General features: G+C 51.6%; 30 protein-coding genes and 1 riboswitch. Of the genes, 24 read left to right on the forward strand and 6 right to left on the reverse strand.

Annotation, left to right across the window (positions count from 1 at the left end; all coding sequences use genetic code 11):
- From PPL9_RS33380 to PPL9_RS16485, 21 genes are all read left to right on the forward strand, one after another.
- Positions 1-471 (forward strand): hypothetical protein (locus PPL9_RS33380; RefSeq protein WP_208989421.1); only part of this gene is annotated, 471 nt, incomplete at its 5' end.
- Between the two features lie 234 nt (positions 472-705).
- Positions 706-1701, forward strand: coding sequence for a hypothetical protein (locus PPL9_RS16390; RefSeq protein WP_057463713.1), 996 nt, complete (start codon positions 706-708; stop codon positions 1699-1701).
- Positions 1702-1801: 100 nt separating this feature from the next.
- A complete protein-coding gene (gene gspD, locus PPL9_RS16395; RefSeq protein WP_208989422.1) occupies positions 1802-4072 on the forward strand; it encodes a type II secretion system secretin GspD in 2271 nt (756 codons plus the stop codon).
- A 241-nt stretch (positions 4073-4313) separates the two neighbouring features.
- Positions 4314-4772, forward strand: coding sequence for a type III secretion system chaperone (locus PPL9_RS16400; protein WP_057463715.1), 459 nt, complete (start codon positions 4314-4316; stop codon positions 4770-4772).
- A gap of 63 nt (positions 4773-4835) precedes the next feature.
- Positions 4836-6074 (forward strand): hypothetical protein, encoded by a 1239-nt coding sequence (locus tag PPL9_RS16405; protein ID WP_208989423.1) that lies wholly within the window; start codon positions 4836-4838, stop codon positions 6072-6074.
- A gap of 23 nt (positions 6075-6097) precedes the next feature.
- Positions 6098-6844 carry a hypothetical protein gene (locus PPL9_RS16410; RefSeq protein ID WP_057463716.1) on the forward strand — a complete coding sequence of 249 codons (747 nt, stop codon included), beginning with the start codon at positions 6098-6100 and terminating at the stop codon, positions 6842-6844.
- Between the two features lie 251 nt (positions 6845-7095).
- A complete protein-coding gene (locus PPL9_RS16415; RefSeq protein WP_057463717.1) occupies positions 7096-8274 on the forward strand; it encodes a hypothetical protein in 1179 nt (392 codons plus the stop codon).
- 110 nt (positions 8275-8384) lie between these two features.
- On the forward strand, positions 8385-8789 hold the full coding sequence (locus PPL9_RS16420; protein WP_057463718.1) for a hypothetical protein: 405 nt from the start codon (positions 8385-8387) through the stop codon (positions 8787-8789).
- Positions 8790-8840: 51 nt separating this feature from the next.
- Entirely contained in the window at positions 8841-9326 is a 486-nt protein-coding gene (locus tag PPL9_RS16425; protein WP_057463719.1) for a hypothetical protein, read from the forward strand.
- 38 nt (positions 9327-9364) lie between these two features.
- A complete protein-coding gene (gene sctJ / locus PPL9_RS16430; RefSeq protein ID WP_057463720.1) occupies positions 9365-10168 on the forward strand; it encodes a type III secretion inner membrane ring lipoprotein SctJ in 804 nt (267 codons plus the stop codon).
- Positions 10169-10185: 17 nt separating this feature from the next.
- Positions 10186-10911, forward strand: coding sequence for a hypothetical protein (locus PPL9_RS16435; protein ID WP_208989424.1), 726 nt, complete (start codon positions 10186-10188; stop codon positions 10909-10911).
- Positions 10890-11537, forward strand: a complete 648-nt coding sequence (sctL, locus tag PPL9_RS16440) for a type III secretion system stator protein SctL (RefSeq protein WP_057463722.1) — start codon at positions 10890-10892, stop codon at positions 11535-11537. The genes PPL9_RS16435 and sctL overlap by 22 nt, the downstream gene beginning before the upstream one ends.
- Positions 11537-12913 (forward strand): type III secretion system ATPase SctN, encoded by a 1377-nt coding sequence (sctN, locus tag PPL9_RS16445; protein WP_057463723.1) that lies wholly within the window; start codon positions 11537-11539, stop codon positions 12911-12913. The genes sctL and sctN overlap by 1 nt, the downstream gene beginning before the upstream one ends.
- Entirely contained in the window at positions 12910-13389 is a 480-nt protein-coding gene (locus PPL9_RS16450; protein WP_057463724.1) for a YscO family type III secretion system apparatus protein, read from the forward strand. Before sctN ends, PPL9_RS16450 begins: the two co-directional genes overlap by 4 nt.
- Positions 13386-14135, forward strand: a complete 750-nt coding sequence (locus PPL9_RS16455; RefSeq protein ID WP_057463725.1) for a hypothetical protein — start codon at positions 13386-13388, stop codon at positions 14133-14135. The genes PPL9_RS16450 and PPL9_RS16455 overlap by 4 nt, the downstream gene beginning before the upstream one ends.
- Positions 14132-15178, forward strand: a complete 1047-nt coding sequence (locus tag PPL9_RS16460; protein ID WP_057463726.1) for a FliM/FliN family flagellar motor switch protein — start codon at positions 14132-14134, stop codon at positions 15176-15178. The genes PPL9_RS16455 and PPL9_RS16460 overlap by 4 nt, the downstream gene beginning before the upstream one ends.
- Positions 15179-15249: 71 nt before the next feature.
- On the forward strand, positions 15250-15894 hold the full coding sequence (gene sctR / locus PPL9_RS16465; protein ID WP_057463727.1) for a type III secretion system export apparatus subunit SctR: 645 nt from the start codon (positions 15250-15252) through the stop codon (positions 15892-15894).
- Between the two features lie 24 nt (positions 15895-15918).
- Entirely contained in the window at positions 15919-16188 is a 270-nt protein-coding gene (gene sctS / locus PPL9_RS16470) for a type III secretion system export apparatus subunit SctS (RefSeq protein WP_008546860.1), read from the forward strand.
- A gap of 5 nt (positions 16189-16193) precedes the next feature.
- Positions 16194-17036, forward strand: a complete 843-nt coding sequence (gene sctT, locus PPL9_RS16475) for a type III secretion system export apparatus subunit SctT (protein ID WP_057463728.1) — start codon at positions 16194-16196, stop codon at positions 17034-17036.
- Complete coding sequence (sctU, locus tag PPL9_RS16480) at positions 17033-18166, forward strand: type III secretion system export apparatus subunit SctU (RefSeq protein WP_057463729.1); 1134 nt, start codon at positions 17033-17035, stop codon at positions 18164-18166. The genes sctT and sctU overlap by 4 nt, the downstream gene beginning before the upstream one ends.
- Positions 18167-18558: 392 nt before the next feature.
- Positions 18559-19326 carry an alpha/beta fold hydrolase gene (locus PPL9_RS16485; protein ID WP_208989425.1) on the forward strand — a complete coding sequence of 256 codons (768 nt, stop codon included), beginning with the start codon at positions 18559-18561 and terminating at the stop codon, positions 19324-19326.
- Between the two features lie 738 nt (positions 19327-20064).
- Here PPL9_RS16485 and PPL9_RS16490 read toward each other — a convergent pair.
- The gene (locus PPL9_RS16490) at positions 20065-21453 is read right to left on the reverse strand and encodes a sugar porter family MFS transporter (RefSeq protein ID WP_057463844.1); all 1389 of its coding nucleotides are present in this window, start codon (positions 21451-21453) and stop codon (positions 20065-20067) included.
- Between the two features lie 296 nt (positions 21454-21749).
- Here PPL9_RS16490 and PPL9_RS16495 point away from each other — a divergent pair, with 296 nt between their 5' ends.
- Together PPL9_RS16495 and msrA are read left to right on the forward strand one after the other, a co-directional pair.
- Positions 21750-22217, forward strand: a complete 468-nt coding sequence (locus PPL9_RS16495) for a GNAT family N-acetyltransferase (protein WP_057463731.1) — start codon at positions 21750-21752, stop codon at positions 22215-22217.
- A gap of 118 nt (positions 22218-22335) precedes the next feature.
- Entirely contained in the window at positions 22336-22965 is a 630-nt protein-coding gene (msrA, locus tag PPL9_RS16500; protein WP_057463732.1) for a peptide-methionine (S)-S-oxide reductase MsrA, read from the forward strand.
- A gap of 85 nt (positions 22966-23050) precedes the next feature.
- Here the strand turns inward: msrA and PPL9_RS16505 are convergent, their stop codons facing one another.
- Entirely contained in the window at positions 23051-24292 is a 1242-nt protein-coding gene (locus PPL9_RS16505) for a PQQ-dependent sugar dehydrogenase (RefSeq protein WP_057463733.1), read from the reverse strand.
- 287 nt (positions 24293-24579) lie between these two features.
- Positions 24580-24710, forward strand: a riboswitch (SAM-I-IV-variant riboswitch).
- Between the two features lie 47 nt (positions 24711-24757).
- On the opposite strand from PPL9_RS16505, the gene PPL9_RS16510 reads away from it, so the two are divergent.
- Entirely contained in the window at positions 24758-25138 is a 381-nt protein-coding gene (locus PPL9_RS16510; RefSeq protein ID WP_208980504.1) for a hypothetical protein, read from the forward strand.
- A 29-nt stretch (positions 25139-25167) separates the two neighbouring features.
- Here PPL9_RS16510 and PPL9_RS16515 read toward each other — a convergent pair whose 3' ends face one another.
- From PPL9_RS16515 to PPL9_RS16530, 4 genes are all read right to left on the reverse strand, one after another.
- Positions 25168-25617: a group III truncated hemoglobin gene (locus PPL9_RS16515; protein WP_244273181.1), complete on the reverse strand. Its 450-nt coding sequence runs from the start codon at positions 25615-25617 to the stop codon at positions 25168-25170.
- 32 nt (positions 25618-25649) lie between these two features.
- A complete protein-coding gene (locus PPL9_RS16520) occupies positions 25650-26078 on the reverse strand; it encodes an acyl-CoA thioesterase (protein WP_057463735.1) in 429 nt (142 codons plus the stop codon).
- A 59-nt stretch (positions 26079-26137) separates the two neighbouring features.
- Positions 26138-26551 carry a group III truncated hemoglobin gene (locus tag PPL9_RS16525; RefSeq protein WP_057463736.1) on the reverse strand — a complete coding sequence of 138 codons (414 nt, stop codon included), beginning with the start codon at positions 26549-26551 and terminating at the stop codon, positions 26138-26140.
- An 80-nt stretch (positions 26552-26631) separates the two neighbouring features.
- Positions 26632-26786: helix-turn-helix domain-containing protein (locus PPL9_RS16530; protein ID WP_152986722.1), on the reverse strand; the 155-nt coding region annotated here is incomplete at its 5' end.

Below are 26786 nucleotides of genomic sequence, written 5' to 3' on the forward strand. Positions count from 1 at the left end.
AGGATGTCAGTGGATCGCCAGATTGCGTTGCAGTATGGGACCGAACTGGCGCGGACCAGAGTACTCTCTCAAGACCATCGCTTTGAGTATGAACAGCGGGCGACCCGGACGGTCAATCGCCTGAAGGAAGCTGATCATCTGTATCTCAAATACAGTGCGCAGTTTGATCTGTCTCGCTGGTTTGCCTACGAGAAGCCGAGCCTGACGTTTTCTGACGAGAACCGCATCGGGCTAACAACCTTTGAGGTGGCCTCTTACTCGCCTGTCGATTTGCATGAGTTGATTGCGAAGATCGAGAATCGGTATCATTTACTGCAACGCCTTTATACGCAGCTTCCTCGGTTGAATGAGCATAAGCGGCGGCCTGGTTATGCTTATGCTTTCATGCTTCTCACAGACGGTGTCCTATCTGCCCTCAAGGCGGCCCTTGCGAAGCGGACTGCTGGCTCTGGGGACGACAGTTCTTCCTAAGGCGGTCTTTAGTTGTCAATCCTACAGTTTGTTTGGCACTGATCTCATTCTTCGTTTTTGATCAGAAGGATGTCGCAGGTGTTGTACGTTCAGCACACACATGGAAGTAACGATTTTTTCACTCCGTAATTGTCCCGATAATGTCCATAAGAGGGCGGGTTCTGTGTTTTAAGGCACAACACGACCTCTGGGTTATCTGCGAGATATAGGGAGAGATAATTCAAGGAGTCTGAGATGACTGCAGTTACGCCAATTGGTTCTTCATCTGTATCCAATGCCATTGATAACAGTGCACAGATTGTTCGCCCGGCCGCGAACAAGAGTGTTGAGTCTATTCCGTCTGCCAGTCAGCTCCTCTCAGTCGGGGTGTCGGCAGCGTTCGGTTTGCAGCCACCGCCAGACAGCGGAAATCTGGAAGTGATGGTCGGGCAGGTTGTTGCCCGGTTTGAGGAAATCCAAACCTCGCTGAAAGAGCAAAATCTTATCGGACAGTCTGAAAAAGTGCGTTCTGCACGCTCTGAGCTGCTACAGGCGCTTGCTTTGCAGGAAGATATTGCAGCTGACATTGAGGCTTTGGACTTGCAGCAGCAGGAACAGGAAGGCCAGTTGTCTGATTTGCAGACCAGCCTTACCTCCAAGCAAGATGAACTGGCAAATCTTCCAGCAACTGTGCCAAGCGATCCAGATGATCCAGATAGCGAACTCGTTCAGGATCCTAAGGAAGTTGCCCGCCTGAATGGTGAGATTGCTCAGATCAATACCTCGATCAGTGAGGTAGAGACTGCGCTTGCTGATACCGTCCAGCAGCTGGACGTCAAACTTGAAGACCTGAGTGAAAGTGATGCGGTGCAATCTTTGCTGCGTACTGCGCTTGAGGAAATGGCTGGTGCGCCGAAGACTGGTGAGATGGACGAACACGGCCAGTCTACGCTGGAAGGTGCTTTGTCGGATGCTGCCAGCAAGCTGAACGGGACTAAGCCTGAGTTTGATGAGCGTCACACCATTATTGAAGAACTGCGCGAGGAAGTGCGTGTGTTTGCTGAGGATCGTGTAAAGGATGAGAAGGCTTTGATGACGCTTCTCCAAGCTGAGTATGCCCTGCGTCTGGTCGGTTTTGTGTCCAGCTCAATCTCCAAATCACTTTCTGTGGCGGAGCAGTCCGTTACTGGTCAGGACACTTCGGATACGACCGGCAGACTTCAGCTGCTTTTAGATAACGGCCGCGTTTAACGTAATCGAATAAAGTTCGGGCAGCACAAGTGCGATAGCCCCGGGTTCGTTTAGCCCCGGGGATCGTGTTGGGCGCTTGTGCTGAACGCATAGGTTTGAAATGATTGGTGCTAAACTAAGTTCAATGCTGCGCAAGACAGCAGGGGTACTTTCTATTTCTTTGATCCTGTTGGGGTGTACTACAACCCAGCCAGCTGATCAGGAATGGGACAATACAGCCCCGCCAGCGGGGTTGTCTGACCAGCTTCAGCGGTTCTTTTCAGAAGAGAACCAGCGCGAAAACCATCTTGCCCTTTCAGGTCAACCAAGATTGGCATCCAATACGCGTGGCGTGTTGGGCCGTGCGATCAACACCCGTTGGGTGAATAGTGAAAATGCGGAAAAAGGCAGACCCGGCGCGGCTTTCTACTTCAATGATGAAGAAGCTAAGGTTTTGCTGTCAGATTCCCGGCTGAATAACGCCAACCGGCAGGAAATCCGCGTTGCGCAATCCAGTGATGCCAAGGCAACCTCCGATGTGGTGCGCCTGAACTTCCGTGGTGAAACTCTGGAATATTTCATTCAACAAACGCTGGGTGGGATTTTGCAGGTCAACTATGTGATTGATGAGCCGTTGGAAGGCGCTGTCACGTTCCAGACGGAAAAACCAATTGCCAAAGACCAGATGCTATCATTGGTTCGTGTGCTTCTGGGTCGCAATGGCTATATTCTGAAGCTCATTGACCAGATCTTCCACATTGGCCGTCCTGAAACCATTCAGGCGATTGAGCAGTTTTCTGGTGTTGGATCTGCGGGCGATCTGAAGCTTCGGATCTTGCCTGTTCGCTCAGCTTCCCCTGGTGATGCGGCGAAGGTTTTGCAGGCTATCCTACCAGCTGGTGCTTCTGCTGTTGCGGTTGAGGGATCGAACAAGATTGCGGTTCGGGCGCGACCAGAAGATATTGGTGCGGCTGAAGAGTTGGTGAACAGCCTTTACAATCGCGATAATGACAAAACGATTGTGTCTGTGTTGCGCCTGCAGCAAAGCTCAGCAAGTCAGGTTGCCAAGCAGATCACCACACTGTTCCAGCAGCTTTATCCAAACCAGGTCAATTCGCCGCTGACCGTTATTCCGCTTGAGGCGCAGCAGTCTTTGCTTGTGGCTGTGCAGAGCCGCGAGATGTTGCAGCGTGTGCGCCGGATTACGAAGGAAGTGGATTATAATCTTCTGGATACGCCTAAGGTGCGGATCATCTCGCTGAAGTATTTGCCCGCAAATGAAATTGCAACGCAGCTCACGCAGATCCTTGCGGGTGAAGGGGGCAGCGGTTCTGTTGCTCCACCAGTCAATGAACAGAAGCAAGCTGCTCAGAATAATGGCTCTTCTGCCCGCAAGTTCCCGGTTTCTGCTACTGGTGTTTCCGTAAATCCAGGTGGTGATTCAATCAACAACCGCTTTAACAACGCGAATAAGTTGTTTGACGATATTGCTGAGACGCGCGGTGCCAAAGTCGCCGTTGCCAAGAAAGTAGGCATCGTTGCTGATAGCCGGAACAATGCGTTGCTGGTGAACTCAACCTATAAAGAATTCAAACATATCCGCGATGTCGTGCAAGCACTTGATCTGCCGCTTTCTCAGGTGGTGATTGAGGCGACAATTGCTGAGGTGAACATTAATGACAACCTTTCCTATGGTGTCCAGTGGTACCTGAGTAAGGGTAATTTTGCGGGTGGTGTTGGAGCCGTTGCTGAGGGTGCCTCTCGTCCTGCTAAAGCCGCGGGTGGTGCGCTTTCCCTCAATACTGTTGGTGTTGATGTGGTGTTGAAAGCGCTTCAGAACATCACCAAGGTGAAGGTAATTTCTTCTCCATATCTGACAGTTCTGGATGGTCGTAAAGCACGCCTCGTGATCGGTGATCAAGTGCCGTTTGCGTCTCGCCGCCAGTCTTCGAATAACAATGGTAATGTGACTGTGTCCAATGAAGTCGAGGTGAAAGATACTGGTATTGTTTTGCAGGTTGAGCCGAATATCCGGTCTAATAACTCCGTTCTGCTGCAGATCCAGCAGGAGGTGAGTAATGTGGTGCAAAGTAAAACTGATGACGCATTGACGCCAACAATCACAACGAGAGCCATCAACTCGGATATCGTTGTTGAATCCGGACGGACCATTTTGCTGGGCGGCCTTATTCAGGAGCGCAAAGAAAAGGGTGAGTCTGGTGTGCCGATCCTGCGCAAGATCCCGGTGTTTGGCGAGCTCTTTAAGGACAATACAACGAATGACACAAAGCGAACTGAGCTGTTGGTGATGATTACACCGCGTGTTGTTCGCAAGCAGTCCGAACTGCAGAACATTACGCAAAAACTGCGCCGTGAACTGTCTTCTTTCTAAGCTGCTTTGAACTGACAGATGTGTCCCCTGGAATGTTTCGGTGTTCTGGGGGATTTCTTTTTCAAGTTGTAGGATGGTGAGAGAAATTCATTCTTTCTGTATCTGCTAGGCTTTTGAATAATAAATGAAAAATAATGCCGATTGAGATTGCATCTTATTCAAACTGTATCGTTTAGCACTTTGTGTTTCTTCGTTTTCTGGCAGTGTTGTCTGCAAGAAAGTAAGGAAGCGGAGTACCCCAATGCTCGATAAATTGCTCAATGATGCATGCCAGATATTAGGCGTGAAACCACAAGAAGATGAACAGGATCCATCTATTCGTGTTGTTGACCTGGATGCATTTTCTCTAAAGTTCAAGCTGGTTACAGACAGTGATCGTATCTGTGTTTCTGCGCGTTTGTGTGAGCTGACGGCGGTGCAAAGAGACCGGATCCTGGAGCTGGTTCTCGTTTACAACACGCAAAGCTTCCAGTCTGGCGGTATGCGTCTGGTACTGATCGAAAACGATGCGCTGGTCATGCATAATGACCTTCGTGCTGTTGCCTGGGATGCTCAAAAACTTGCCAAGTTTGTGTTGGCATTTGCTGATGTTTCGGCTGGCTGGCTGAAGATTGTTCGTGAAATGGGCGGGTTGGCTGAAAGTGCAGCTGACGACGATGAGCATGACCTGTTTGAACCAGCCTCTCTGATAAGCCTCTAAAAATCCTAGCTCCTTCCATGGGGCTTAAGCGTTTCTTTCTCCAAAAATTTAAGACAGTATCCTGTGACTGATCCTGAGGAGGGTGGTTTGGCGGCTGTCGGTATCTGGCGGGCCACAATGACTGAAATCCTCTTTTCTCAAAATGATCGTTACACCAATGTGGTCGCACGCCTTGAGGCTGCTATTTCGGGTAAGTCGGTTCAGGATGCCCGTGTGAGCCTGACCCGAAGTGCGAGCAAAAATGGTGAGGTGCTTTACAAGGCCACAGTCTCTCGTGAAAACGGGGACGGGCTTAGTGAAAAAGTGCTTGGACTTTGCCGCGCTGTGACACGCCACACCCGCTTCCTTCAGCATAAAGCAGATCGACCAGAGCAGAAGGTCTCCAACTGGAATGTGTTTTATCAGTTGTTGAGGAATGAGGCTGCGCAGGGCCTCTATGAAGATTCCGTGGATCAACGTCAGGACCTGTTTGATGAGGCCATCAGCTATATCTCCCAGTTTGTTTATGAGGAAGAGAAGAACAATCCAAAGGGGTTGAAATTCTCCTCCCTCAAGACACTGAGTTCCTATTTGAAGAACCAAGGCGCTGTGACTGTTCTGCCCGAGAACTTCAAGGAAGAGCCAAAGGCGACCGTTGGTGTTTCCAGCGCGTTGCTGATGTCGTCTCTCGGCTTTCAACTGGCGGGTAATCAGATGCGATATGTCAGTGATGATGACTTCCGATTTTCTTATGCCGGGTTGGGGCGGCGTAATCTGGACGATTATCTGGAGCAACAGCCTTCATCGCCGACGAATAGTAACGACGGCCCGCATGGCGACATCCCTCATCACGGAGAAGGTGTTTGTCCAACGGAAGGTGTTCAGCCGCCTGCAGAGGCGCCGCATGATGATCAGCCTGCGTTTGAGTCCAGCTTCAACAGCATGAATGAGGCTTCAGCCACTGAACTATCCCTCCAGCAATCGCGTGAGTTGCTTGATGAGAAGGGGGAAGTGGAGACGGGTGGACCTGATGAGGATGAAGCTGTGCGCGAGAAAGCCTATAGCCGCGACAAGCTGAAGACCAAGGCTGCCAAGATTACACCGGTTGGTGAAGAGAGCGACGTTGCCGATGAAGGCGGGCACGAAATTCGTGTTGAGGATGCGTTTGCTGGTGTTGAAGATGATGCCGTTGAACGCGAAGTACAGGAAGCCAAAGTCGCAGAGCGCCGGATTAAAGTGCTGTCGTTTGATCGGGATTACCAGACGAAAAACTCACATGCAATTCGCACGGTTCGCAGTGCTTCAGCTGCGCCAACACAATAACAACAAAACTGGAATGATGCTTTATGATTGACCTTGTTCTTCCTTCAAGGCCAACACTTAACGATCTGCTGAATGCACTTCTCAGTAGTGAACATGATCTGAAAATTCGAAAGTCTGATCTTGTTATTCCTCCGCTGAAAAAGGCACGGGGGCGAACTGAAGATGAGCTTGTCTTTCAAACCAAGCTGGTGAAGCCGCGTGCTTTCAGTCTCTCTCAGCCTCTCTGGAAAATGGTAGGAAAGCTTGGCGTCAGAGGCAGGTTTTTGACTGCAAAAGCAGAGGCATTCGAGCAGCAAGTGCATGATGTTGAAGATGCCGGGACCTGGTATGATTTTGAAGTCCTGATTGAAAACCAGATCAAAGCGCATGACTGCGATGTGTTTGAGTACATGATGGCGATCATTCAGCAGGCGTTTGGTGATAGAGGGCCTTCAGAAGCTGCTTTGAGTTTTGGTGAACTCACACGCATTAATGCCATCGTCATGGACGTACTTCCATCAGCTCCGGTCTTTTCCATCGCAGCGAAGATATTTGATGACGCGGAGGAGAAGATTGAGCTTGGGTTGGCGTACCTCGTGCGGACCAGTGGCTGCGTTCAGGACGAAACTTCTGATGAGGTTCTGGCTGAAATTATGATCAAAACGTTCGGATCTGCAGATAGGGAGAGTATCTCGGCCTCTAACGATCAGATGCGCAGCTTTAATGGGCAAATGCGGGTCTGGGAAGAGCTTGAGATGAGAGCAATTGCCCGTCAGATGGCGGTTGCTTAGCTCCTACCCTTCATACGTCATCTAGTTCTGAGAGGCCGGTTCTGAATGGATCGGCCTTTGTGCTGTTTGACACTTAACGCTAAGTTATTGAGATAACGAGGAATAACCAAGTCGTGTTTTGATGTTTTTTCTGCAGGAAACATCGTTGGCTGTGACCAACGGCACTCAGCAGTATGTCTCAAACGTGCATTCTAAACTCAAGAATTTACAGGTAACGAGCCGTTCGAGGCTTATGGAATGCGGAGGCAATAATGACCGGAGTTAGCTTCTCCAGTAGTAGTCAATTATCTGATGTTTTGGCGCAGATAGACCATCAAGCAAACAAGGACTTTGTCAAAGACAATGCGCAGGTTCGTGTTACTGGTGGTGACGTCAGAGATGGTGAAACCATCTACAGCGCAGAGACAAAAGACGGAAGTAGTAAGGTTTCCAAAGCAAGTTTGGCCAAGCTGACTGGTGGCAAACTGTTTGGGAATGCTTTGCAAACCCACGACAAAAAGCTGAACAACTGGCATGTCTTCACGCAGTTGGCAAAGAATGAGATCTCTGCAGGTTTAGAAAAAGGTGGGCTTCAAAACCATCAGGCGAAGACAGGCGATATTCTGACCGCGGCCTTTGACAAGGTTCAAAGCAAGCCAACATATCACAGCAATGACGTGCGTTTTGGAGCACTGCAAGAATTGAGCACGACGATCAATACGTTGGTTAGCGAGGCTTTGTCGGATGCCAGTGTGTACGATGAAATCTCAGTCAATCCTGGCGGTGGTCGCTTCATTGATCGGGATGGCGCTGTTGTTCTGCCTAACTTACTTTACGGCTCAGCTTACTCTGATGTGTCGGGTGACGGATATAGCTTGCTTGGCGGGGAAGGTGTGCCTGACGAAGAAGAGTATGCAACTGTTCGCTTTGAAGGCGATCTGAATAAGCCAGAGCTTGGGGATCAGCAGTATGCCGCGGTTAATAAGCGTGGTGGTGACAAAGAAGGCGCGCCGATCCTTAGGCATTACACGCCAAATCAGTTGCGAGAAGCCGCAGCAAATGAGCGTAGGGAAGCTGCGGGCGTTTTGGCTGATATCGATCGTCAGGCCATCGAGAATGAAAATCCATACAACAGGCTAAACTTCAACACTGGACCGTTGGTGGAGCCGGGCAGTTTCCTGCTTGATGAGACTTACGCGACTATAGATCTGTCTCAGGCAGATTCTCGCTGGGGAGAGAAGGTGAGCACTGTGAACAATGAACCGCTCTACGTAAATTCAGGGGTGGAGAGTGCTGTAGAGAACAGCAGTGAGTATTCTGATGTGCTTCTTGGTGATGATCAGGCGATCTACGGAAATCTAACGAGGGACGGAAGACCGGCTCCATTGCCCAAGCCAGCAGCTGGTGACATTCCACCAGTTCCGCCAAAGCGGGATGCTTCTCTTCAATAATCGTTAGGTTTGAATAGCGAAATCTATTCGATCAATTGACAACAAGAATTCGTATGCGGCTTGCTCTTTGAATGTAGCAGGTCGCATGCAAGCTTTGGAGTGAGGGTGGAATGAACGCAGAAGATTTTGATAGTGAAACCGTAAAGGTGCTCGCGGAGCTTGGTTTTATTGCTGTCTCCTATGGTCTTGCAGAACATGCTGACTCCATCTTCAAAGCATTCCAGGTGATGCGACCGGATCAGGAGGCAGGTCCTTTGGGGCGAAGCCTTGCTGCAATGACGCGCGGCAATGTGGATGAAGCCTTGCTCTGTCTGGAAAACGCACCGCCGACAGATACCATCCAGACGTATCGCGGGCTGGCGCTGCTGCGTAAGGGCGAGATTGATACGGCCTGCGAAATCCTGAGCGAAGTTTGTGAGATGGCAGCTGGTACGCCGTGCGCGGAAATTGCTGCGCAGGCTCTGTCCTCCAGAGACGAACTCGCCAGTCCAGTAAGCGCGATGATGTCCCGTTAAGGGGCGTCCGGCTCAGTTTACCTTAGTTTCAGTAATACGTGAGGAGCATTCATGGCAACAGTATTGGACAGCGCACTCACCTCTCAACTGCAGCAGGCGTTGCAGGGCGGAGCCCCGTCAACTGGTGGTTCAACAGGCGATGTTACCGGTCTTGAGGACCAGTTCCAGACAGCACTCAATGCTGCCGGGGGCGTACAGCCGCCTGTAGCCGGGCAAATCGTAAATGGCAATGTGGTCATTGGCGGAGTGGAGCAAGTTAATGCTGCCCAGAACGTGGCAGCTGTTTCAGCACCAACACAAATCGCTTCCGTCAATCCGACGGACAGTAACTTCGTTATTGACGGGTTGGCCAAGGTCAGGGGTGTTTTTGCCGAGACCAGTTCCAACATCAATGCAATTTCTGAAGGTGGCCAACTTAGTCAGTTTGACAAGCTGATCAATATGCAGATCGAAGTGGCGAACTACTCTTTGCTGGTTGATGTAAGCTCGAAAATTGCAGGCAAAACCACGCAAGGCTTGGACGCTTTGATGCGTTGATTAAGACTGCGCATTCAGTAGGTATAGTGAAAGTCTAAATGAATATTCGGCGTTTTATTACAATTGTGGGCATGGTGATTGGTTTGGCCGCCTGCAACACAGATCTTTACACCAACCTTTCTGAGCAGGAGGCAAACACCATGCTCAGCCTGTTGCTGGAAAATGGTGTGTCTGCTCAGAAAGTTGGTCTGGGAGATGGTCTTGTCACCTTGCAGGTGGATGACGACGATATTCAGCGTGCCGTCACTATTTTGAATGCGAATGGCTTGCCGAAACGTACGCGTGACACGCTCGGTCAGGTCTTCCAGAAATCTGGCATTATTTCCTCGCCATTTGAAGAGCGTATTCGCTTTATCTACGCGTTGAGTGAGGAAGTGGCTGAGACCATTACCGAGATCGATGGTATTGTTTCTGCTCGCGTTCACATCGTTTTGCCGGAAAAGGCGGATCTTGGCGAAGAGGTGAAGCCTTCTTCTGCCGCGATCTTCATCAAGCATCGCCCAGAGTTTGATATTGAATTTCTGATCCCTCAGATCAAGCGTTTGGTCAGTAATGCGATTGAGGGTGTTGAATATGCCAGCGTTTCTGTTGCGCTTGTTCCAGCACGTGAGCTGAAACCAATCTCACAGCGCTCAGCGCAAGAGTATGAGGCCGTGTTCCCGGGCTTGCGCATTGCACGCGATGACGCTGGTATGTTCTGGCAGATCCTTGGCGCTGTAGGCGTCGTGCTGCTGCTGTTGATTGGTGGCGTTGGCTATTTGCTGTTCAAGCAGATCAGCTCCGGCGGCAAAAAAGCCAAGGGTGGAGACGACAACGAGCTTCTGCCTGAAGAACTTGCTTAGTAGCAGGGGTTTGCATGATGACAGGTACTCCACATCACTCCGCAGTCTGGTCGCTTCAGGCCAGATTTGCTGTATCTTTACTGAACCCTCTTTCCTTTGCGCATGATGATCATCTGGTCGCTTCCGGTGTTGAGTTGAGCGTGCTGCGTGGTCTGGCTGGGCAGGAAGATTTTCAGAGGCCTTTGAACACGCATGTCTCGCAAAAGCTTGGGCTTACTGCGCTTGCTGCTGATGTGGCGGTCACGCCAACTCTGGCAGTCTCAGAGCAGGCCCGGCTTGCACTGATGTTGTGCAGTTTGGGTGCTGAAGACTTTGGCGGCGTTATGCGCATCATCGCAATTGCCAGACTTCATGAAATGATCGGGCGCCTTGTGCTGAAGAATGATTGCCAGCGTATGGAAGCTCTGTTTGGTGAAGAGGTCTTTGATATCGCCATTCGCGATGTGGCGTTCTTCTTCAGCTCGCTTGGCTATGAAAGCGAGAATGATGAGGCATTCGATCTTCTATGCCGCGGAAGTGATGAAGAAGCTTTGCAGGCGCTGACACTTGTTGGTGCCGAGGGCATTCTGGCTTTCGTCAGTGCTGTTGATGCGAAACTTGAGCCGCTTGTTCGTCTTCGCTTTTCCAATGAACTCAACGAAAAACTTAGCGCTCGTTTGCAGGTGATGCGAGCAGAGCAGCAAGAGCATTTTGTCCAGTATTTGCGTCGGAGATTGCCACAATGGCGAGCATTTATAGACTGAAAGAGCTGGGCGCAAACCTGACGCCAGGCACGCACATCATCAAGGAAGCTGAATTTGCTTCCGTTGAAACAGCTGACCAGATCATTGCAAATGCGCAGTGCAAGGCAGAGGAAATTCTGCAGGATGCGACGCGCGTTTATGAAGAACAGCAAATGCAGGGCTATGAAGATGGTGTGCGTAAAGCGCAATCTGAAGCCTGTGAACGCATCCTTGGTGAGCAAGAAATGCTCGACACGCGCTTGCGTGACGTGGAGCATGATGTTGTTACGGTGACCATCACGCTGCTGCGTCGTTTGCTGGATGAGTTTGATGATGCTGAGCGCGTTCGCCTGATGGCCCGCAGTATGCTGAAATCATTGCGAGCTGAAAAGCGCGTGCGGTTGCATGTTGCACCGGAAATGTACTCCCAAGCAATGGCCATGAGCGGTGCGATCACTGATGGTTTCAAGCAGGTCGAGTTTCTTGAGATTGTCGAGGATGGCGATTTGCAGGGGGCTCACATTGTACTGGACGCACCTGTTGGCCGCGTTGATGGCAACTTGCAGGTTCGGCTGGAGGAAATTGAAGAGATCCTGCGTCGTACTTCATCTGCTCAAGCATCCTCCAAGCGATTGTCGGAGGTGTAATGACATCTCTCATTGAACCTGCTGAGCATGTTGAGGACCGTCGCAACCAGATTGGATCCGGAGTGCCGCGGCTTGGTCGTACGCTTGTCAAAGCTGCCACGGATGCTGATCCTTATCCGCTGACAGGCCGTGTCCGCAAAGTGGTGGGTACACTCATCCATGCAGTGGTGCCAAAGGTGGAAATTGGCGAAATTGCTGAGCTTTACACGCGCTCAACAGGCCGCAAACTTATGGCAGAAGTGGTTGGGTTTCATGATGATGAAGCGCTGCTGTCTCCCATTGGCGAGCTTTATGGCGTAGGGCCGGACACCGAAGTTCGTCCGACGGGGCATGTGCAATCTGTTCCTGTTGGTGATGGGTTGCTTGGCCGGGTTTTAGATGGCATGGGCAACTTTATTGATGGGCTGGACCGGGAGTTTACGCCTGCAACGCATTATCCGGTCAACCAGGAACCGCCGGATCCTATGCAGCGCCGGATTATTGACAAGCCACTGCCAATGGGGGTGCGTGCTATTGATGGCATGCTGACCACCGGCGAAGGCCAGCGTATGGGCATTTTTGCGTCTGCTGGTGGTGGTAAGTCCACGTTGATGGCGATGTTGGTGAAGGGTGCTGCTGTTGATGTGACCGTGCTGGCGCTGATTGGTGAACGTGGCCGAGAGGTACGCGAGTTCATCGAGCATGATCTTGGTCCTGAGGGGATGAAGAAGTCCGTTGTGGTTGTTGCCACTTCTGACAAGAGTTCCCTGGAACGTTCGAAAGCGGCGTTTGTTGCAACCTCGATTGCAGAGTACTTCCGCGATCAGGGGAAGCGCGTGCTGTTGCTGATGGATTCCGTGACCCGCTTTGCGCGTGCACAGCGTGAGATTGGCCTCGCTGTTGGTGAGCCGCCGACCCGTCGTGGTTTCCCGCCTTCTGTTTTTGCCACGCTGCCGCGCCTGATGGAGCGTGCAGGGATGAATGATAAGGGCTCGATCACTGCGTTCTATACGGTGCTGATGGAGGGCGATGATATGAACGAGCCGGTTTCGGATGAGACCCGCTCCATTCTGGATGGGCATATTGTGCTGTCGCGCAAGTTGGCAGCGGGCAACCATTATCCTGCCATTGATATTCTGAATTCCAAGAGCCGCGTGATGACAGCGGTTACCACGCCTGAACATCGCGAGATGTCTGGCAAGGTGAACTCGTTGCTGGCGAAGTATGAAGAGGTTGAGCTTCTGGTGCAGATTGGTGAGTACCAGAAGGGGGCTGATGCTGAGGCTGATCTGGCAATTGCTAAGAACAAGCCGATCAAAGAATTTCTGCAGCAGCGTACTGATGAGTTCAATGGCTTTGATGAGGCCTTGAGCAAATTGAAGAGCACTGTTGCGTGATCAACCAAATCAAAAAACTTCATCTCGTCAAAACACTTAAGGAGCAGAAAGCTCAAAGGACGCTCAATGCTGAGCTGGAGAAAGTTCGGCGTGCCAAAGAGCAGTTGGAGCACAAGCGGCAAGTTGCGGCAGATGAACGTTCCGCGCTGCCAGCCAAGCAGGATGCGCTTTATCTGGAGATCATCAAGAAGGTCATTTCAACGGATGATCTCGATAAAGTGAAAGAGCAGGCACAGATCCTTGAAAGCGCGGTCAAAAAGCTGGAGGACGCAGCGGAACGCGCGGCCTATGTTTATGATCGTGCGCTTAAAAATGCGGATGCTGCCCGCCTTGAGTATCAAAAAGCACTTCGCATCAAAGATAAGTATGGAAAGGTTGCGGATGATCTTCGGGTTGAGACTAATGCCTTAATGGAGGCTGCGGAGGAGCAGGAGATCGAGGAGCAGTTTTCCGGGCGAAGGCAAGTGGAATTATGAAAGTTTCTCAGGGTTCGCAGCCACTTGAGCAGCAGCAAAATCTTGAAAATATACGTGGTAAGCAACCTCGTGAGCATGGCAAAACGTCTGGCAAGCAGCAGGGCAACAAATTTTCCGAGGGGTTGAACCGGCAGGATGTCAGCTTGTTTCAGGAACAATTGCGCAGCGCTGAAGGCAAGTCTGTTCCGGTTCATGGAAAGGGTGCTTTTCTGGAGGAGGGCGAAGGATCCGAGCAGGGGCAGACTGACCCGCTTGACTTGAGCCATGCCCGGTTGCTGGCCGCGTCTGATCCCGCTGAAGCCCGCAGTATTTCCGTTTCCAATCCGTCCGAGCTGTTCAGCTCCGTGCGTCAGGCGAGTACTGAAGCACGTGTCGATAAGGCGATGAGCGCGATTGCGAACCAGATTGAACAGGCTATGCGCACAGAGGCCATGGCAGACAAAAGCGATGGGCGCGTCTTGAGTCTGACCCTTGATGCCAACCGGTTTGGCCTTGCGGGACTGAAAGTTATGACAACACAAGGCGGTCTGGCTGTTGTGCTGGAGCGTGTGAGTGGTGACCGGGTCGCTGGTGAAGTTCAGGCAGCAGCGCAGGGGCTTATGAGCACCTTGCAGCAGCGGTTTCCTGACCGGAAAATCCGCATTCTTGATCGACTGGAACAGCAGGAGATTGAAAGTGTTGATGCTGGTTTGTCTTCAATGGGAGGTCTGTCCTCCATCTTTGCGGGGAACAGCACCAGCTCATGACATCCTTGAATTATCAATCCAAAACTGACCCGCTGGCCTACTGGAACGCAGCTTTGAGCTACGCGGAGCAGGACATTACGGTTGAGAGCACGCACACGCTGAACTTTCAGGTGAGTGAAGCGCCTTCCGCTTTTGCGCAGGGCTGTATTCTGCGCAGTGCATCTGGTGCAACAGCTCTGCTGGTGCTTGAGGACTTTCCGTTTGCTGCACAGCTGAATGTGCCGCTCGCTTATGCGGATGTTCTTGAGCTGGAAGACGGACTTCGCAATGCTCTGGTTGAAGGCATTGTTTCTAACTTGCGCAATGAATTGCCCGCTGATTTTACGAAGATCCAGAGCGAGCTGCCGCTGCAGGCTGTATCTGCCTTGTTGCCAGCGCATGAACTGGAGCAACTGAGCTGGTTTACTGTCAGGTATGGCGAAATTGGCGGTGCTCCTGTGCTGGCCAAAGTTGGCGTGCGGCCTGACGCGCTCTCCGGTTTTCTTGGAGATTTGCCGCTGACCGCACAGCCTGCATGGCGCGCCGTGCGCGAACAGTTGAACACCTCCATCTGCCTGACGCTGTGTGAAGCGCCGTTACCAACCGCTGAGGTTTCCAGTCTGCGTATTGGGGATCTGGTGGTGCTGGATGCACCTGCGCTGGGTCAACGGATCACCGTGGACGGGCCGCTGAGCCGGCATCATCTGGTGCTGGTTGAGCAGGGATGGGGCTGCGAACGAATTGAGAGTGTGAACGGTATGAGTGAGCTAACCGAAGAAGCGAATGCAGAGCAGGCGAGTGGTGCTGAGGAGATCGGCTCCATTGATCTGTCGCAGATGACGGTGCCGGTGCGGTTTGAAGTTGATGAGCGCGAGATCTCTATTGCCGAGCTGGAAAGCTGGGCGGCGGGATCGTTGGTGAACATTGATGTGCCTGCGCTCAATGAAGAGACACCGGTTTATGTGCGAGCTGCGGGCAAGCGCATTGCCAAGGGGCATCTGGTGCAGATTGATGAGCGGGTCGCACTGCGCATTTCCAAAACTGACCGGGGCACCGGCCTTTAAAACTGCTTTTGGTCACGCCAAAGCCTAACATAACCAGAGGTGCCCAAAGGTGCCCAATCTGAGATTTGCTGATGACGTCTGATCCATTCTCGCTCATATTAGTGCTTGTGGTTGTGGCCCTTGTTCCTTTTCTGGCCATTGTCGCCACATCCTTTATCAAGCTTTCGGTGGTGCTGCTGCTGGTGCGTAACGCGCTTGGCGTGCAGCAGATTCCACCTAATATGGCGTTGAATGCGCTGGCTATCATTTTGTCCGGCTACATCATGCTGCCGGTCTTTTTGCAGACATTTGAGATCGTAGAGCAAGGAAACCTCTCCATCACCACGGTGGAGGAGATGAAGACTACCTTTGTTGCTGCTAAGGGGCCGCTTGAAGATTTTCTCGCCAAGCATGCGGACAGCAAGGAAAAGGCGTTCTTCCTTGAGGCGTCCCGTCAGTTGTGGCCTGCTGATATTTCCGCAAGCATGACAGAGGACAGCATCGCAATTCTGCTGCCGGCCTATACCGTTTCGCAGTTACGTGAGGCGTTTGAGATCGGGTTCCTGCTGTATCTGCCGTTCCTTGCGATTGACCTTGTTGTTTCCAACATCCTGCTTGCCATGGGCATGATGATGGTGTCGCCGCTGACGATTTCCCTGCCGTTTAAACTGTTCCTGTTTGTGGCCGTGGATGGGTGGTCGCGTTTGATCCTCGGTCTCATCAAGACCTACGTTTAACCGGAAATGTGAGAGGAGTAGCTTATGTCCCCTGAAGACGCCGTCTACCGCATTTCCGAGGCGATGATCCTTGTGATGATGCTGTCTTTGCCGCCAATCATTGTTGCCTCGCTTGTTGGCCTTGCAGTGTCGCTGTTGCAGGCTTTGACGCAGATGCAGGAGCAGACAATCCAGTTTGGGGTCAAGCTGATCGCCGTGGCGCTGACGCTGTTCATGATGTCCAGCTTCCTTGGCTCGGAGACCATTGGCTTTACGCAGGCCTTGTTTGATGACTTCCCGACCTTGGTCAGGTAACGCCAATGAACCTGCTTGCGGAGATCACCACAGTCCATCGTGATGCATTTCTTGTTTTGTTGCTGACGTTTCCGCGCATTTTTGCGGTGTTTGCCACATCACAGATCTTCAATGCCACGTTGATGTCGCGCATGGCGCGTAATGTGGTTGTGATGGTGATTGCGATCCCGCTGTACCCCTATAACCTGCAGTACGTGGACGGATTTTCGCCAACCGGATCGATGTTTGTTGTCTACTTTTTCAAGGAGTATGCCATCGGGTTTCTGATTGGCTATACGATCTCTTGTCTGCTTTGGGCTGTCCAGTCCGCCGGGACATTGATTGACAACCAGCGCGGTGCTGCGGTTGCCTCCAGTATTGATCCGATGTTGGGGAACGAGAGCTCGCCAGTCGGGGATTTGTTCTCGCGTGCGTTCATTCTCTATCTCTTCCTGACGCCAGGGTTCTTCTTCATTCTGACACTGGTTTATAACTCCTACATGATCTTTCCGGTGACTGAGTTTATCCCTGTTCTGCCAGAGGATTTTCCGGAGTTGATCCTGTCGATCTTCGACAATGCGATGCGCCTGATGTTTGTTATGGCTGCACCATTGGTGATCCTGATGTTCCTTGCAGAGTTTGCACTGGCGATTATCAGCCGGTTTGATCCGCAAATTCAGGTGTTCATTCTTGCCATGCCGATTAAGAGTGGCGTGGCCGTCATTCTGCTGACGTTCTATCTGTCATTCCTGCTGCCAGAAGCGGCTGAGCACCAGATTGAGCTGAAGCTGTTTACGGACGAGATCTTCGGGATCTTTGAAAAAGGCAAGGACATCTATCAGGATCAAAAGCTTGAGGTCCGTCCATGAGTGGGCAGAGTGCTGGCGAAAAAACCGAACTTCCCACCCCCAAACGAGAACGTGAATCTCGTGAGAAAGGGCAGGTGGCCAAGAGTACCGAGGTCACGACCACCATCTCGCTGTTTGCGGTGATTGCTTATCTCTGGTTTGCGTGGGACCGCAATTTCTCCAAGCTGGTTGGCCTGATGGATGACATGGCCAGTCTGGCGACGCGGCGTGACTTTTCTTCCTCCGCCGGAGAAGGGGTGTTTGGTGTTTTTTCGACCTTTATGGACATTGTGCTGCCGCTGATTGGTGTTGCCATTGCGGCGGGTATCTTTGGCAACTTTGTGCAGTTTGGCTTTCTCTGGGCCGTTGACAGCATCATGCCCAAGCTGAGCAAGATCAGTCTGGCTGAAGGGTTTAAGCGCATCTTTTCCATGAAGCAGGTGGTGCAGGTTCTCAAATCCATCCTGAAGATCGCCTTGCTCAGCACCATGCTCTACTTCACAGTGAAGTACGCAATTGGCGCTTACATCAACTCGCTCTCCTGCGGCATTCCTTGCATTGCTAATATCAGCGGTGCGATTATGAAACTGATCCTCGGGATATCGTTTCTGGCCTTTGTTGGTGTGGCGATCCTTGATTTTATGTTTCAGAAGCACACCCACATCAAGAGCCTGAAGATGACGAAGGAAGAGGTGAAGCGGGAACATAAGGAGTCCGAGGGCAGTCCTGAAATTAAAGGGCAGCGTAAGCGGATTTCTCAGGAAATTCTCATGAGCGACAACCTTGAGAATACCCGCAAAGCCAGTGCTGTTGTGGTGAACCCGACGCACTACGCGGTTGCCATTTCCTATCGCCCGGATGAGGTTGCTGTGCCATTGGTGGTTGCCAAGGGGCTTGATCTGACTGCGCTTAAGATGCGTACAGAAGCTGAAGCGGCAGGTGTGCCGATTTTTGCCAATGTGAAGCTTGCCCGTATGTTGCATGCGGAAGTGGAGATTGAAGAGCTCATTCCGCAAGACATGTTTGCAGCTGTTGCCGAAATTCTTGTCTGGATCGATAAGAACAAAGACATCCTTTACAACGGCCCGCTTGAACGCGGTGTGATCGATCTTGAGCATGAGAAGAAGAGCGGTGATGAGCCGCTGAACTAAAGCAGTTCGCATTTAAGCTGAAACACCTGAACTGCTTTAGCCTTTGTTTTTATATATCTTTATCCGAAAACCGGTCTCCACTTTTCGGAGATACACTGTCGTTTCATCAATGTTCCGAGAAACGCCCCAAGTCCTACATTTCCTCGTCTTTCTGTCTTGAATAATCCAGCTTGCAGTTGTGTGAGAATCGTGATTCATTTGTAATTGTATTGTAATGCAATTGTAATTCAAGTGAGGGCAAGATGTTTTATAGGCTCTGTAAGCGGGACGTGGTCTCGGGTTTCATCACCAGTTTGTCAGTTTTGGTTTTCTTGTTTTTTGCGCAAGCCTCTCTTGCGCAATCGCCTCATCAAAGGGTTGGTCCCATCAGTGAGCCGCTTGGTGAACTGAATATGCAGATTTGGCGGGTTCCGGTTGAGTTGGAAGACGGCAGCAGGACGATCACTTTGGATGCGACCACCTTCAAGCCGGATGGGGAAGGGCCTTTTCCTCTGGCGGTCTTTACTCATGGGGCGGCTCGGAGTGCTCCACGTGACGGTCCCTATGATTTCCGTCCTGACGCTGCAATCAGGTGGTTTCTTGCGCGAGGATACGCTGTTGCCGTTGTTATTCGCAGGGGCTACGGACGTTCAGAGGGGCAGCGTTCTGTTGTTGAGGATGGGGATTCAGAAGGTTTCATAAAGGTCCTTGAGGAGCGCGTTCGTGATATCAATAGCTCAGTGCGTTACTTTCAGGATCAGCGGTTTGTGGTTGCTGATCATGTTGTCCTTCTCGGATTTTCTGCAGGTGGGAACAGCGTATTAGCCGCGTCTCGGAAGACTCCAAATGGTGTTCGCGGTGTCATCGCTTTCGCGCCGGGGGCAGTGGCAATAGATGATTATAGTGCGCGGGATTTAGAACAGGCAGAGCAAGGTTTCAGGATGTTTGGGGCTGGGACAACGCTACCAACACTCTGGGTTTATGCGGAGAACGAAGAGTACTATAGCCCGATGTTGGCCAAGTCATTTTTTGAGGCCTACACATCAGAAAGTGATGCAAAGCAAGAGCTTGCCATTTTGCCGCTTGAGGGTGAAAACGGTCATGATCTCTTTCTGAGGGATGAGGGTCCTAAAGTGTGGGGCCCGGTTGTTGCTCCGTTTCTTGAGCGGTTGATGCCTTAAAGCAGTTCGCATTTAAATTGAAATACCTGAGCTGCTTTAGAGCGTGTTGCGTTCATTTGCATTCACGCCTCACGCTCTAATTTCTTTACTTTCAGCGAATTCTTGTCGTTTGATTGAATTCAATCAAACGGAACGCGCTCTAGTCTTTGTTTTTGCATATCTTTATCCGAAAACCGGTTTCCACTTTTCGGAGATACGCTGTCGTTCGTCGCGTTTGCATCAAAAACTTATTCCCCCTGGTTCCGCCAGCCCTAAGATTATCTCGTGTCCACGTACACGGGCAGCTGGCGGAGCGACCGTCAGTTCGGCGTGGGCTGGGCGGGGCTACCGGAAGACATAACGCATCCTCCGGCGGGTTCGTTGAAACACCCCTTGAAAGTCTTTAGTGCAGGGACCAAGCGGAAGCTGGTCACCCGATGGGCGTCTACACTGGCAGCTGCAGCTGTCAGGGACAAGTCAAACTGTCCTTTACAGCAACTGCCCAAAGAGGTGAGTTTCGAAGCAAAGCCTTGTGTTTTGTGAGACCTCACAGTGATGGGTAGGCACCTGCTCCCAATGCCTTTCGGTGGAGACCTTGTTTCATACAAAAACGCCCGGGCAAGGCGACAGCCAATGCCGAAGAAACTAATTTATATACAATGCGCAGGTATTGCCTGCTCGCCTTGCCCCTCCCGTTTCTCGGGATTTTAGCTTCACCACTGCATGAGAGGTCATGCGGTGCTTTTGGTGCTTGTGGTTTTACTCGCCAGCGACTGGCCTTTCAGCCGTCTTGCTGTCCCCTTTGTGGAACAGCTCGTAGATATCCTCCAGAGAGACACCTTTGGTCTCTGGTGCGCGGCGGATGGCGTAGACGGTTCCGATGCAACAGCATATGGCGAAGAACAGGAAGATCTCGGTGATCGTGAAGAGCTGGTTCAATTTGGGGAAACCGAACACAACGAGGAATGTGAAGACCCAGTTGACGGTTACTGCTACGACCATGCCTTTGGCCCTCAGGTAATTGGGGAATACCTCTGACATGTAGACCCATGGCAGCGGCCCCATGGAGAGGGAATAGGAGATCACGTAGAGGCAAAGACCTGAGACGGACAAAGCCGTGCCAATCCCGTCCCCCATGAGAAAACCTCCCACGATCAGGAACTGGGAGAGTGCGCAGGCGGGCAATCCGTAGACCATCAGGGGTCTGCGGCCAACGCGGTCAATAAGGAGCAAACTGGCAGCTGCGGCCAGAGCGAGTGCAGCGCCAAGCCCGACTGTTGCAGACAAGCGGCTTGCCTCCTCAGAAAAGCCCAGGTCGCCAAAAAGCTCCGGTGCATAGAGGATGACAGCATTGATGCCGCTGAGCTGTTGAAACAGGAAGGTGAAGACACAGAAACTGGTGATAGGCCGGTTTCGTGGATTGATGAGGTCCAGCCAACCTCCCTTTTGGTCTGCGACTTCGGCGAGGTCTTGTTCAATCCGCTTCACATTGCCTTTGACCCACGCCTCAGATCGGGTTGGTTCGATCTTTTCAAAGACGGCCTCAGCCTCTGCTGAGCGCTTTGCCATAACGAGCCAGCGCGGGCTTTCGGGGGCACTCCAGATTCCAAAAAGCAGAAACGCTGCAGGGATCGCGGAAAGGAGGAACATGAACTGCCAACGATTAATGGCTTCTGCGCTGTAGCCGAGATCAAGCGTGATCAGATTGGAGAGGTAGCCAATCAAGACACCAAAGGAGATCATGAACTGAAATGCGCCCAGCATACGGCCTCTGATCTTGCGCGGCGCAATTTCTGAGACATATTGGGGGCCAGCCATTGAGGACAGGCCAATCCCCATTCCGATGAGAGAACGGGCGAATGTGAGGATGAAAAGGTCTTGCGCCACACTGGATAAGACAGCTCCGGTGATAAAAAACAGGGCTGCGATGATGACCGTTGATCGTCTGCCAAATCTGTCGCTGAGATAGGCGCTCAGGTAGGCTCCGATCAAACCGCCGATGGACAAGGATGCGACCAGAAGCCCTCCCCAATACGCAGAGAATTCAAACTCTGCTTTGATGGGCTCATAAGCGCCAGCGATGACGCCTTCGTTGTAGCCATAGAGCAAACCACAGAGTACGGCGATACATGCCAGGAGGATAATCATGCGCATTCCCTTTAAAGACCAAGGGAAAGTATAGGCGGAGGTCTCTAACCAACCGGAGGACACACAGCCCTGAATTGAGCTGTTTTTCGCAAGACCCCAATAACGTTTGATCATATGCGGGAAAGAAAACCTAGATCGTTTCAGTGTCGCTATGATGATCCAGCGGCTTAAAACCGCACCTGTTAGGAATTACAGCATTGAGCTTTTCGCGGCCTTTGCCTTCAATTAAGCTTCCCGTCGCATGATCAGCGCAAGGCCTTCCCAAGCGCTTCAACCTTTGGCAACCAGGACTTACCATGATTGTTCTTCAGGAATTCCCCGCAGCTCGTTTTGATGAGTTTCAGATCATTTCCGTCTCTGAATACGCTCAGGACCTGATGGATAATCGCAAAATGGAGGAACAGGCCGCGCTGAAGAAAGCCGAGGAAGGCTTGTCAAAGGCCTTTCCAGAGGGAAAAAGCAACAAACACAATAAGCTGCTGAGCATCGTCAACAAGACGAAGGCTGGCGAAGTGGAAGTTGGGTTTCTCTGGTACTCCCTTCAGGATGATGCGTCTGCCTTCATCATGGATTTTCTGGTTTACTCAGAACATCGTGGCAAGGGGTATGCCTCCAAAGCTCTTGAGGCGTTGAAGGCGACATTCAAGAAAGATGGCCTGACACGTATTGGACTGCGTGTTGCCCCCGACAATCACGGCGCCATACGTACCTATTACAAGGCCGGTTTTAACGTGACCGGTTGGAATATGTCCTGCGAGGTTTGAGACGCGAACCATGCTCTCGCTGATTGACATTTTGTTGAAGTGACTTCATTTCCGTTGTGGGCTGGTGGCTGCTAGGGTTTTGGAAATTCCAATGCATGACCTGATTTAAGGATCTGAGATGATTGCACGCAAAGCTGCAAAAGCCCTTGCCGTTCTTCCTTTGCTTTATGCTGTGAGCCAGCCTGCGCAAGCTGCTGAGACCGAAACCGCGATTTTCGCTGGTGGTTGCTTCTGGTGTATCGAGTCCGACTTTGACAAGATCGAGGGCGTCCTTGAGACCACATCTGGTTACACGGGTGGCCGCAGTGCAAACCCGACCTACAAGCAGGTTTCTGCTGGTGGCACAGGTCATATTGAAGCGTTGGAAGTGAAGTTTGATCCGGCCAAGGTGTCTTATGAAGAGCTGCTGACAGCCTTCTGGCATTCCGTTGATCCAACTGATGCTGGTGGTCAGTTTTGTGATCGTGGTGAGAGCTATCAGACAACCATCTTTGCGACCTCTCCTGCGCAGCTGAAGGCTGCAAAGGCCTCCAAGAAAGCGCTTGGAAAATCAGGTGAGGTTAACCGCCCGATTGTAACACCGATCCGCACTGCAGCTCCGTTCTATGACGCTGAAGATTATCATCAGAACTACTATGAGAAGAACCCGATCCGCTACAAGTTCTACCGCTATCGCTGTGGTCGTGATCAGCGCGTCAAGCAGGTCTGGGGTCCAAATGCTTACAAAGGTATCCCCGGCGAACACTAAGGGCTTAGTATAGAACTCAAGAAGACCAGAGGCACTGCTCTGGTCTTTTGCTTTTAAGTGTGTTGTCGCAGGTCAGAGGAGATCCCTAGTCCTCGTAGTACATGCGATAGATCCCTCCGGCAGAGTCATCGGAGATCAACAAAGACCCGTCGCCAAGCTCGACCACGTCTACCGGACGGCCCAGATAATCGCCGCTGGCATCAATCCAGCCTGTTGCGACAATACTTGGGGCGCCAGCTTCTTCTTTCTCGTTGATGGGCACAAACACCACACGTGCGCCAATTGGCACTGAGCGGTCCCATGAGCCGTGCTGCGCGATGAAGACACCGCCCTTGTATTCTTCAGGGAACATATCGCCCTGATAGAACGTCATGCCCAAACTTGCGGCATGGGCATCCAGTTCGACTTCCGGGTTCACCACGCCACTTGGGACAGGCTCGTCGATGTAGTGCGGGGTACGGACCGTTCCACCGCCATACCATGGGAAACCGTAGTTCTTGCCCGGCTCGGTGGCCTTGTTCAGCTCTTCGGGCGGGATGTCATCACCCATGCCGTCCACCTGATTGTCGGTAAACCAGAGATTGCCGGAGTTTGGATGGAACTCCAGGCCCACGGAGTTTCTGATCCCGGTCGCATAGACCTGACGGTCCATACCATCTGCGGTGATGGAGATAATGCCGCCGATGCCGAGGCTGTCATAAAGCTTCAGCTTCATCTTGGGCGGCACGTTGTAAGGCTGGCCAAGAGAAATGTAGATGCGGTCATCCGGGCCCTGATCACACACACGGGAGGAGTGATTGTAGCTTTCTTCAGAGGGAGGGATAAGCATGCCCTTGCCGACCAGCACCTTCAAGGCTGGCTTGCCCTGCTCTTTGTTTTCCAATGCGTTCGGAAAACTCAGAACACGGTTTTGCTCTGCAAGGACCAATGAGCCATCTTTTGTGAAGCACACACCGTTGGGGATGATGAAGGATTGATCTGGAGCGAACTGGCGAACTTCTGCAGCTTTCTTGCCCTCTTCATCCGGAGTAACGACCCAGACTCTGTCCGTGGTCGTTCCTACAAAGACAGTTTTGCCATCAGGCGCGACGGCCATATGACGGGCATCAGGCACGGCTGCATAAGGTTCGATGTGGAAGCCTTTCGGCATGACCACAACTTCAGCGTTGCGAGCCAGAGTTTTCTGTTCTTCAGAGACCTGCTCCACAAACTCTGTTTTGACACCATCGACCATTTTGGTGGTCGTTGCTGCCAGAGAAGTGGTTAGCAGCAAGGCGTAGGCGCACCCTGTCAGGACTCCAAAGAGAACGGGCTTTGTGGTGCACATCGTTTTTTCCTTCCTGAAGAACCTAGAAATTTGACTGAGAAAATTTATCGGAATATTTGGAATGCTCTGCCTTTTTGAGCCGTCACTATGCGCTCATTCAAAGTCTGAGGAGAATACTCAGATATGACGGGAATTCGGTTTATAGAACCACAAAAATTGAAGATATTCACTTAGCGGAAGTTGCGTTTTGTGGTGCTAGAATACGACACAACGTAAGTTTGAAAGTGTGGACAAAGAACAAAGGAAAGGTGCCCACTTGCAATTGCCTCATTTTCGTGCCAAATCCTACGCATCATCAAGAGAAGGGCTGGCGCCCTCGCCAACCTGCCTAACCGGGCAAGGTGGTCTCCGCCAAAAGGGATGTGGTTTCGAAGTGAGGACGCTGTCTTCATCATTCGTAACAACCAAGCGGTAGTTTCAATGGATTTTGCGCCAGTCCTCCTCGGGAAACCGATGGAGGATTTAATGTTTGATATTGCTGGTCAGCCACAGTCTGCATGGCAATCGTATGTATCTGAATATGTGCCTCAATCTTTGAGGGAAGCCGTCGCACACCTTGCCGACGAGTTTACTGCTGCCTATTTGCTGGATTGCCTGATTTTAGAAAAAGGGCTGCGCAGTCGGTTGCTTTCCAATTCAACCCGACAGCCGAATACGCCTTTGACCACCGACGAGCGCTCCGACCGGTTTGCTGTGTTGCTTCGGCTTTGGGCAGAAGGCTGTCACACGGTTGTCGACGAGCGCTTGTTTGCGGATACCGCACGTCGTCGTCCTGAAGAACTGGAAGCCTTGCGTGAGTACTTCAGGCAAAACGCGCTGCGCTCGAAAAAGAAATTCCCGAGCTAGTTAAGCTGCACTAAAATAAGAACTGATTTTTAAGCTGCGCGGCTGCCGAATTTTGCGGGAGGCGTGGCAAATGGGTCTGCGAACATTGCAAGCCACAGGCTCTGCGCGATGCGCTGTGCAGTTGCTAAAAGAAGCGGTGCGGCTTCTGGTGAGAAAATCGCATAGACTTCGTCTTCAAACAGGTCCATCCACTCATGGAAATTCTCAGTGGTGACCCCTTGAATTCTCGCGTGAGCGGGAACCGGCTTGCCTTTATACGATCCAGTTTTTAGCAGAACAGACGCCCAAAAGTGCTTCATCTTGTGTAGATGCGGACCCCAGTCCTCACCCATTTCTCTCAGGAAGATCGGCCCAAGCGTTTCATGCTGGCGAACCTTGCCGTAAAAACTCTCAACCAGATGATTGATCTGGGCAGGTGTGATGGAAGGATCAAGCGGTGTCCGTTCACGCGCTGACATAACGGGAATTTTTGATGACACTGCTTGTTTCCTATTCCTGGTCCGCGATCCGCTTAAGCCTTGTTGTATTTAGCACGTTGCTCTTCAGAGATCACAATCGGTTTGCCGTCATCGTCAACAGCAACAAAGGTGAACTGAGCATTCGTAACCTTCTCGCGATAGCCAAAGCGGTGGCGTAAAGCCCAGGCCTCAATGGCAAGCGTTACAGAGGTTCTGCCAACACGGAGGACGTTGGAGTAGACACACATTACATCGCCCACTTTAACAGGGCGGATAAAGGTCATGCTGTCGATCGCAACAGTCACAACACGCTCCATGGCGCACTGGCTTGCTGCAATACCGGCGGCAATATCCATTTGAGAGACAACCCAACCGCCGAAGATATCGCCAGAAGCATTGGTGTCTGCCGGCATCGCCATTGTGCGCGTGGTCAGTTCACCAATTGGCTGCTCTTCTTCGACAGCGTCTCTTGTATCATTCATAGTTCTAAAGCTCCGTAGATCCACCAGAGGAAATGCTATGCATGGCGAAGCTCAACTACTCAAGCAGGGATCATCGCCATATGGAAGCAATCAACAACCTGGGTCGCACATTTCTTGGTGTTGGCCCGAGCGGTTTCAGCAACGCATTCATCTACTGCATTCTCGAATAATTTCAACCAGCTGGCAATATCATCGCTGCATACCTGCTTTGCAGCACCACGATACTTGCCAAGTGGACGGCCAGAATAGCTTCTGTCTTTCATGAGAGCGGAGCACCAGAATCGCACGGCCTGAGCTTCGTAATCCTCCCAGTCGCACTTCATGCTATTTTGGTAGACTGATGCCAGCTCGCCATTGTGACGGAGTTTATCTGAATGACTGGCAACCAAAGCACGCACTTGAGAATGCGTCAGGTCAGGATGGATTGGTGTACACTCGTCCTGCGGGCGAATGTCAAAATGCTGATAGGTCATCTCGGTGTTTCAGGAGCCTTGCAAGAACAAGGCCCATGCCCTTCTTGTTACTTCGGGTCACTTTTACTCAAATACCGAGTTTAAAGCTCTGCGGCAGCTCGTAGCACCTCCGGCTTTTCGAGGCAGTAATATCCAGAGAGGCGGCTGATAACACCTTCTCTCTTCCAGACATTGAGGACGCGGCTGACGTTCTCCCGAGCCCCACCAGCCATATTGGCGATTTCAGCCTGAGAGA

It is taken from the genome of Pseudovibrio sp. POLY-S9 (genome assembly GCF_001431305.1).
GTDB lineage: Bacteria > Pseudomonadota > Alphaproteobacteria > Rhizobiales > Stappiaceae > Pseudovibrio.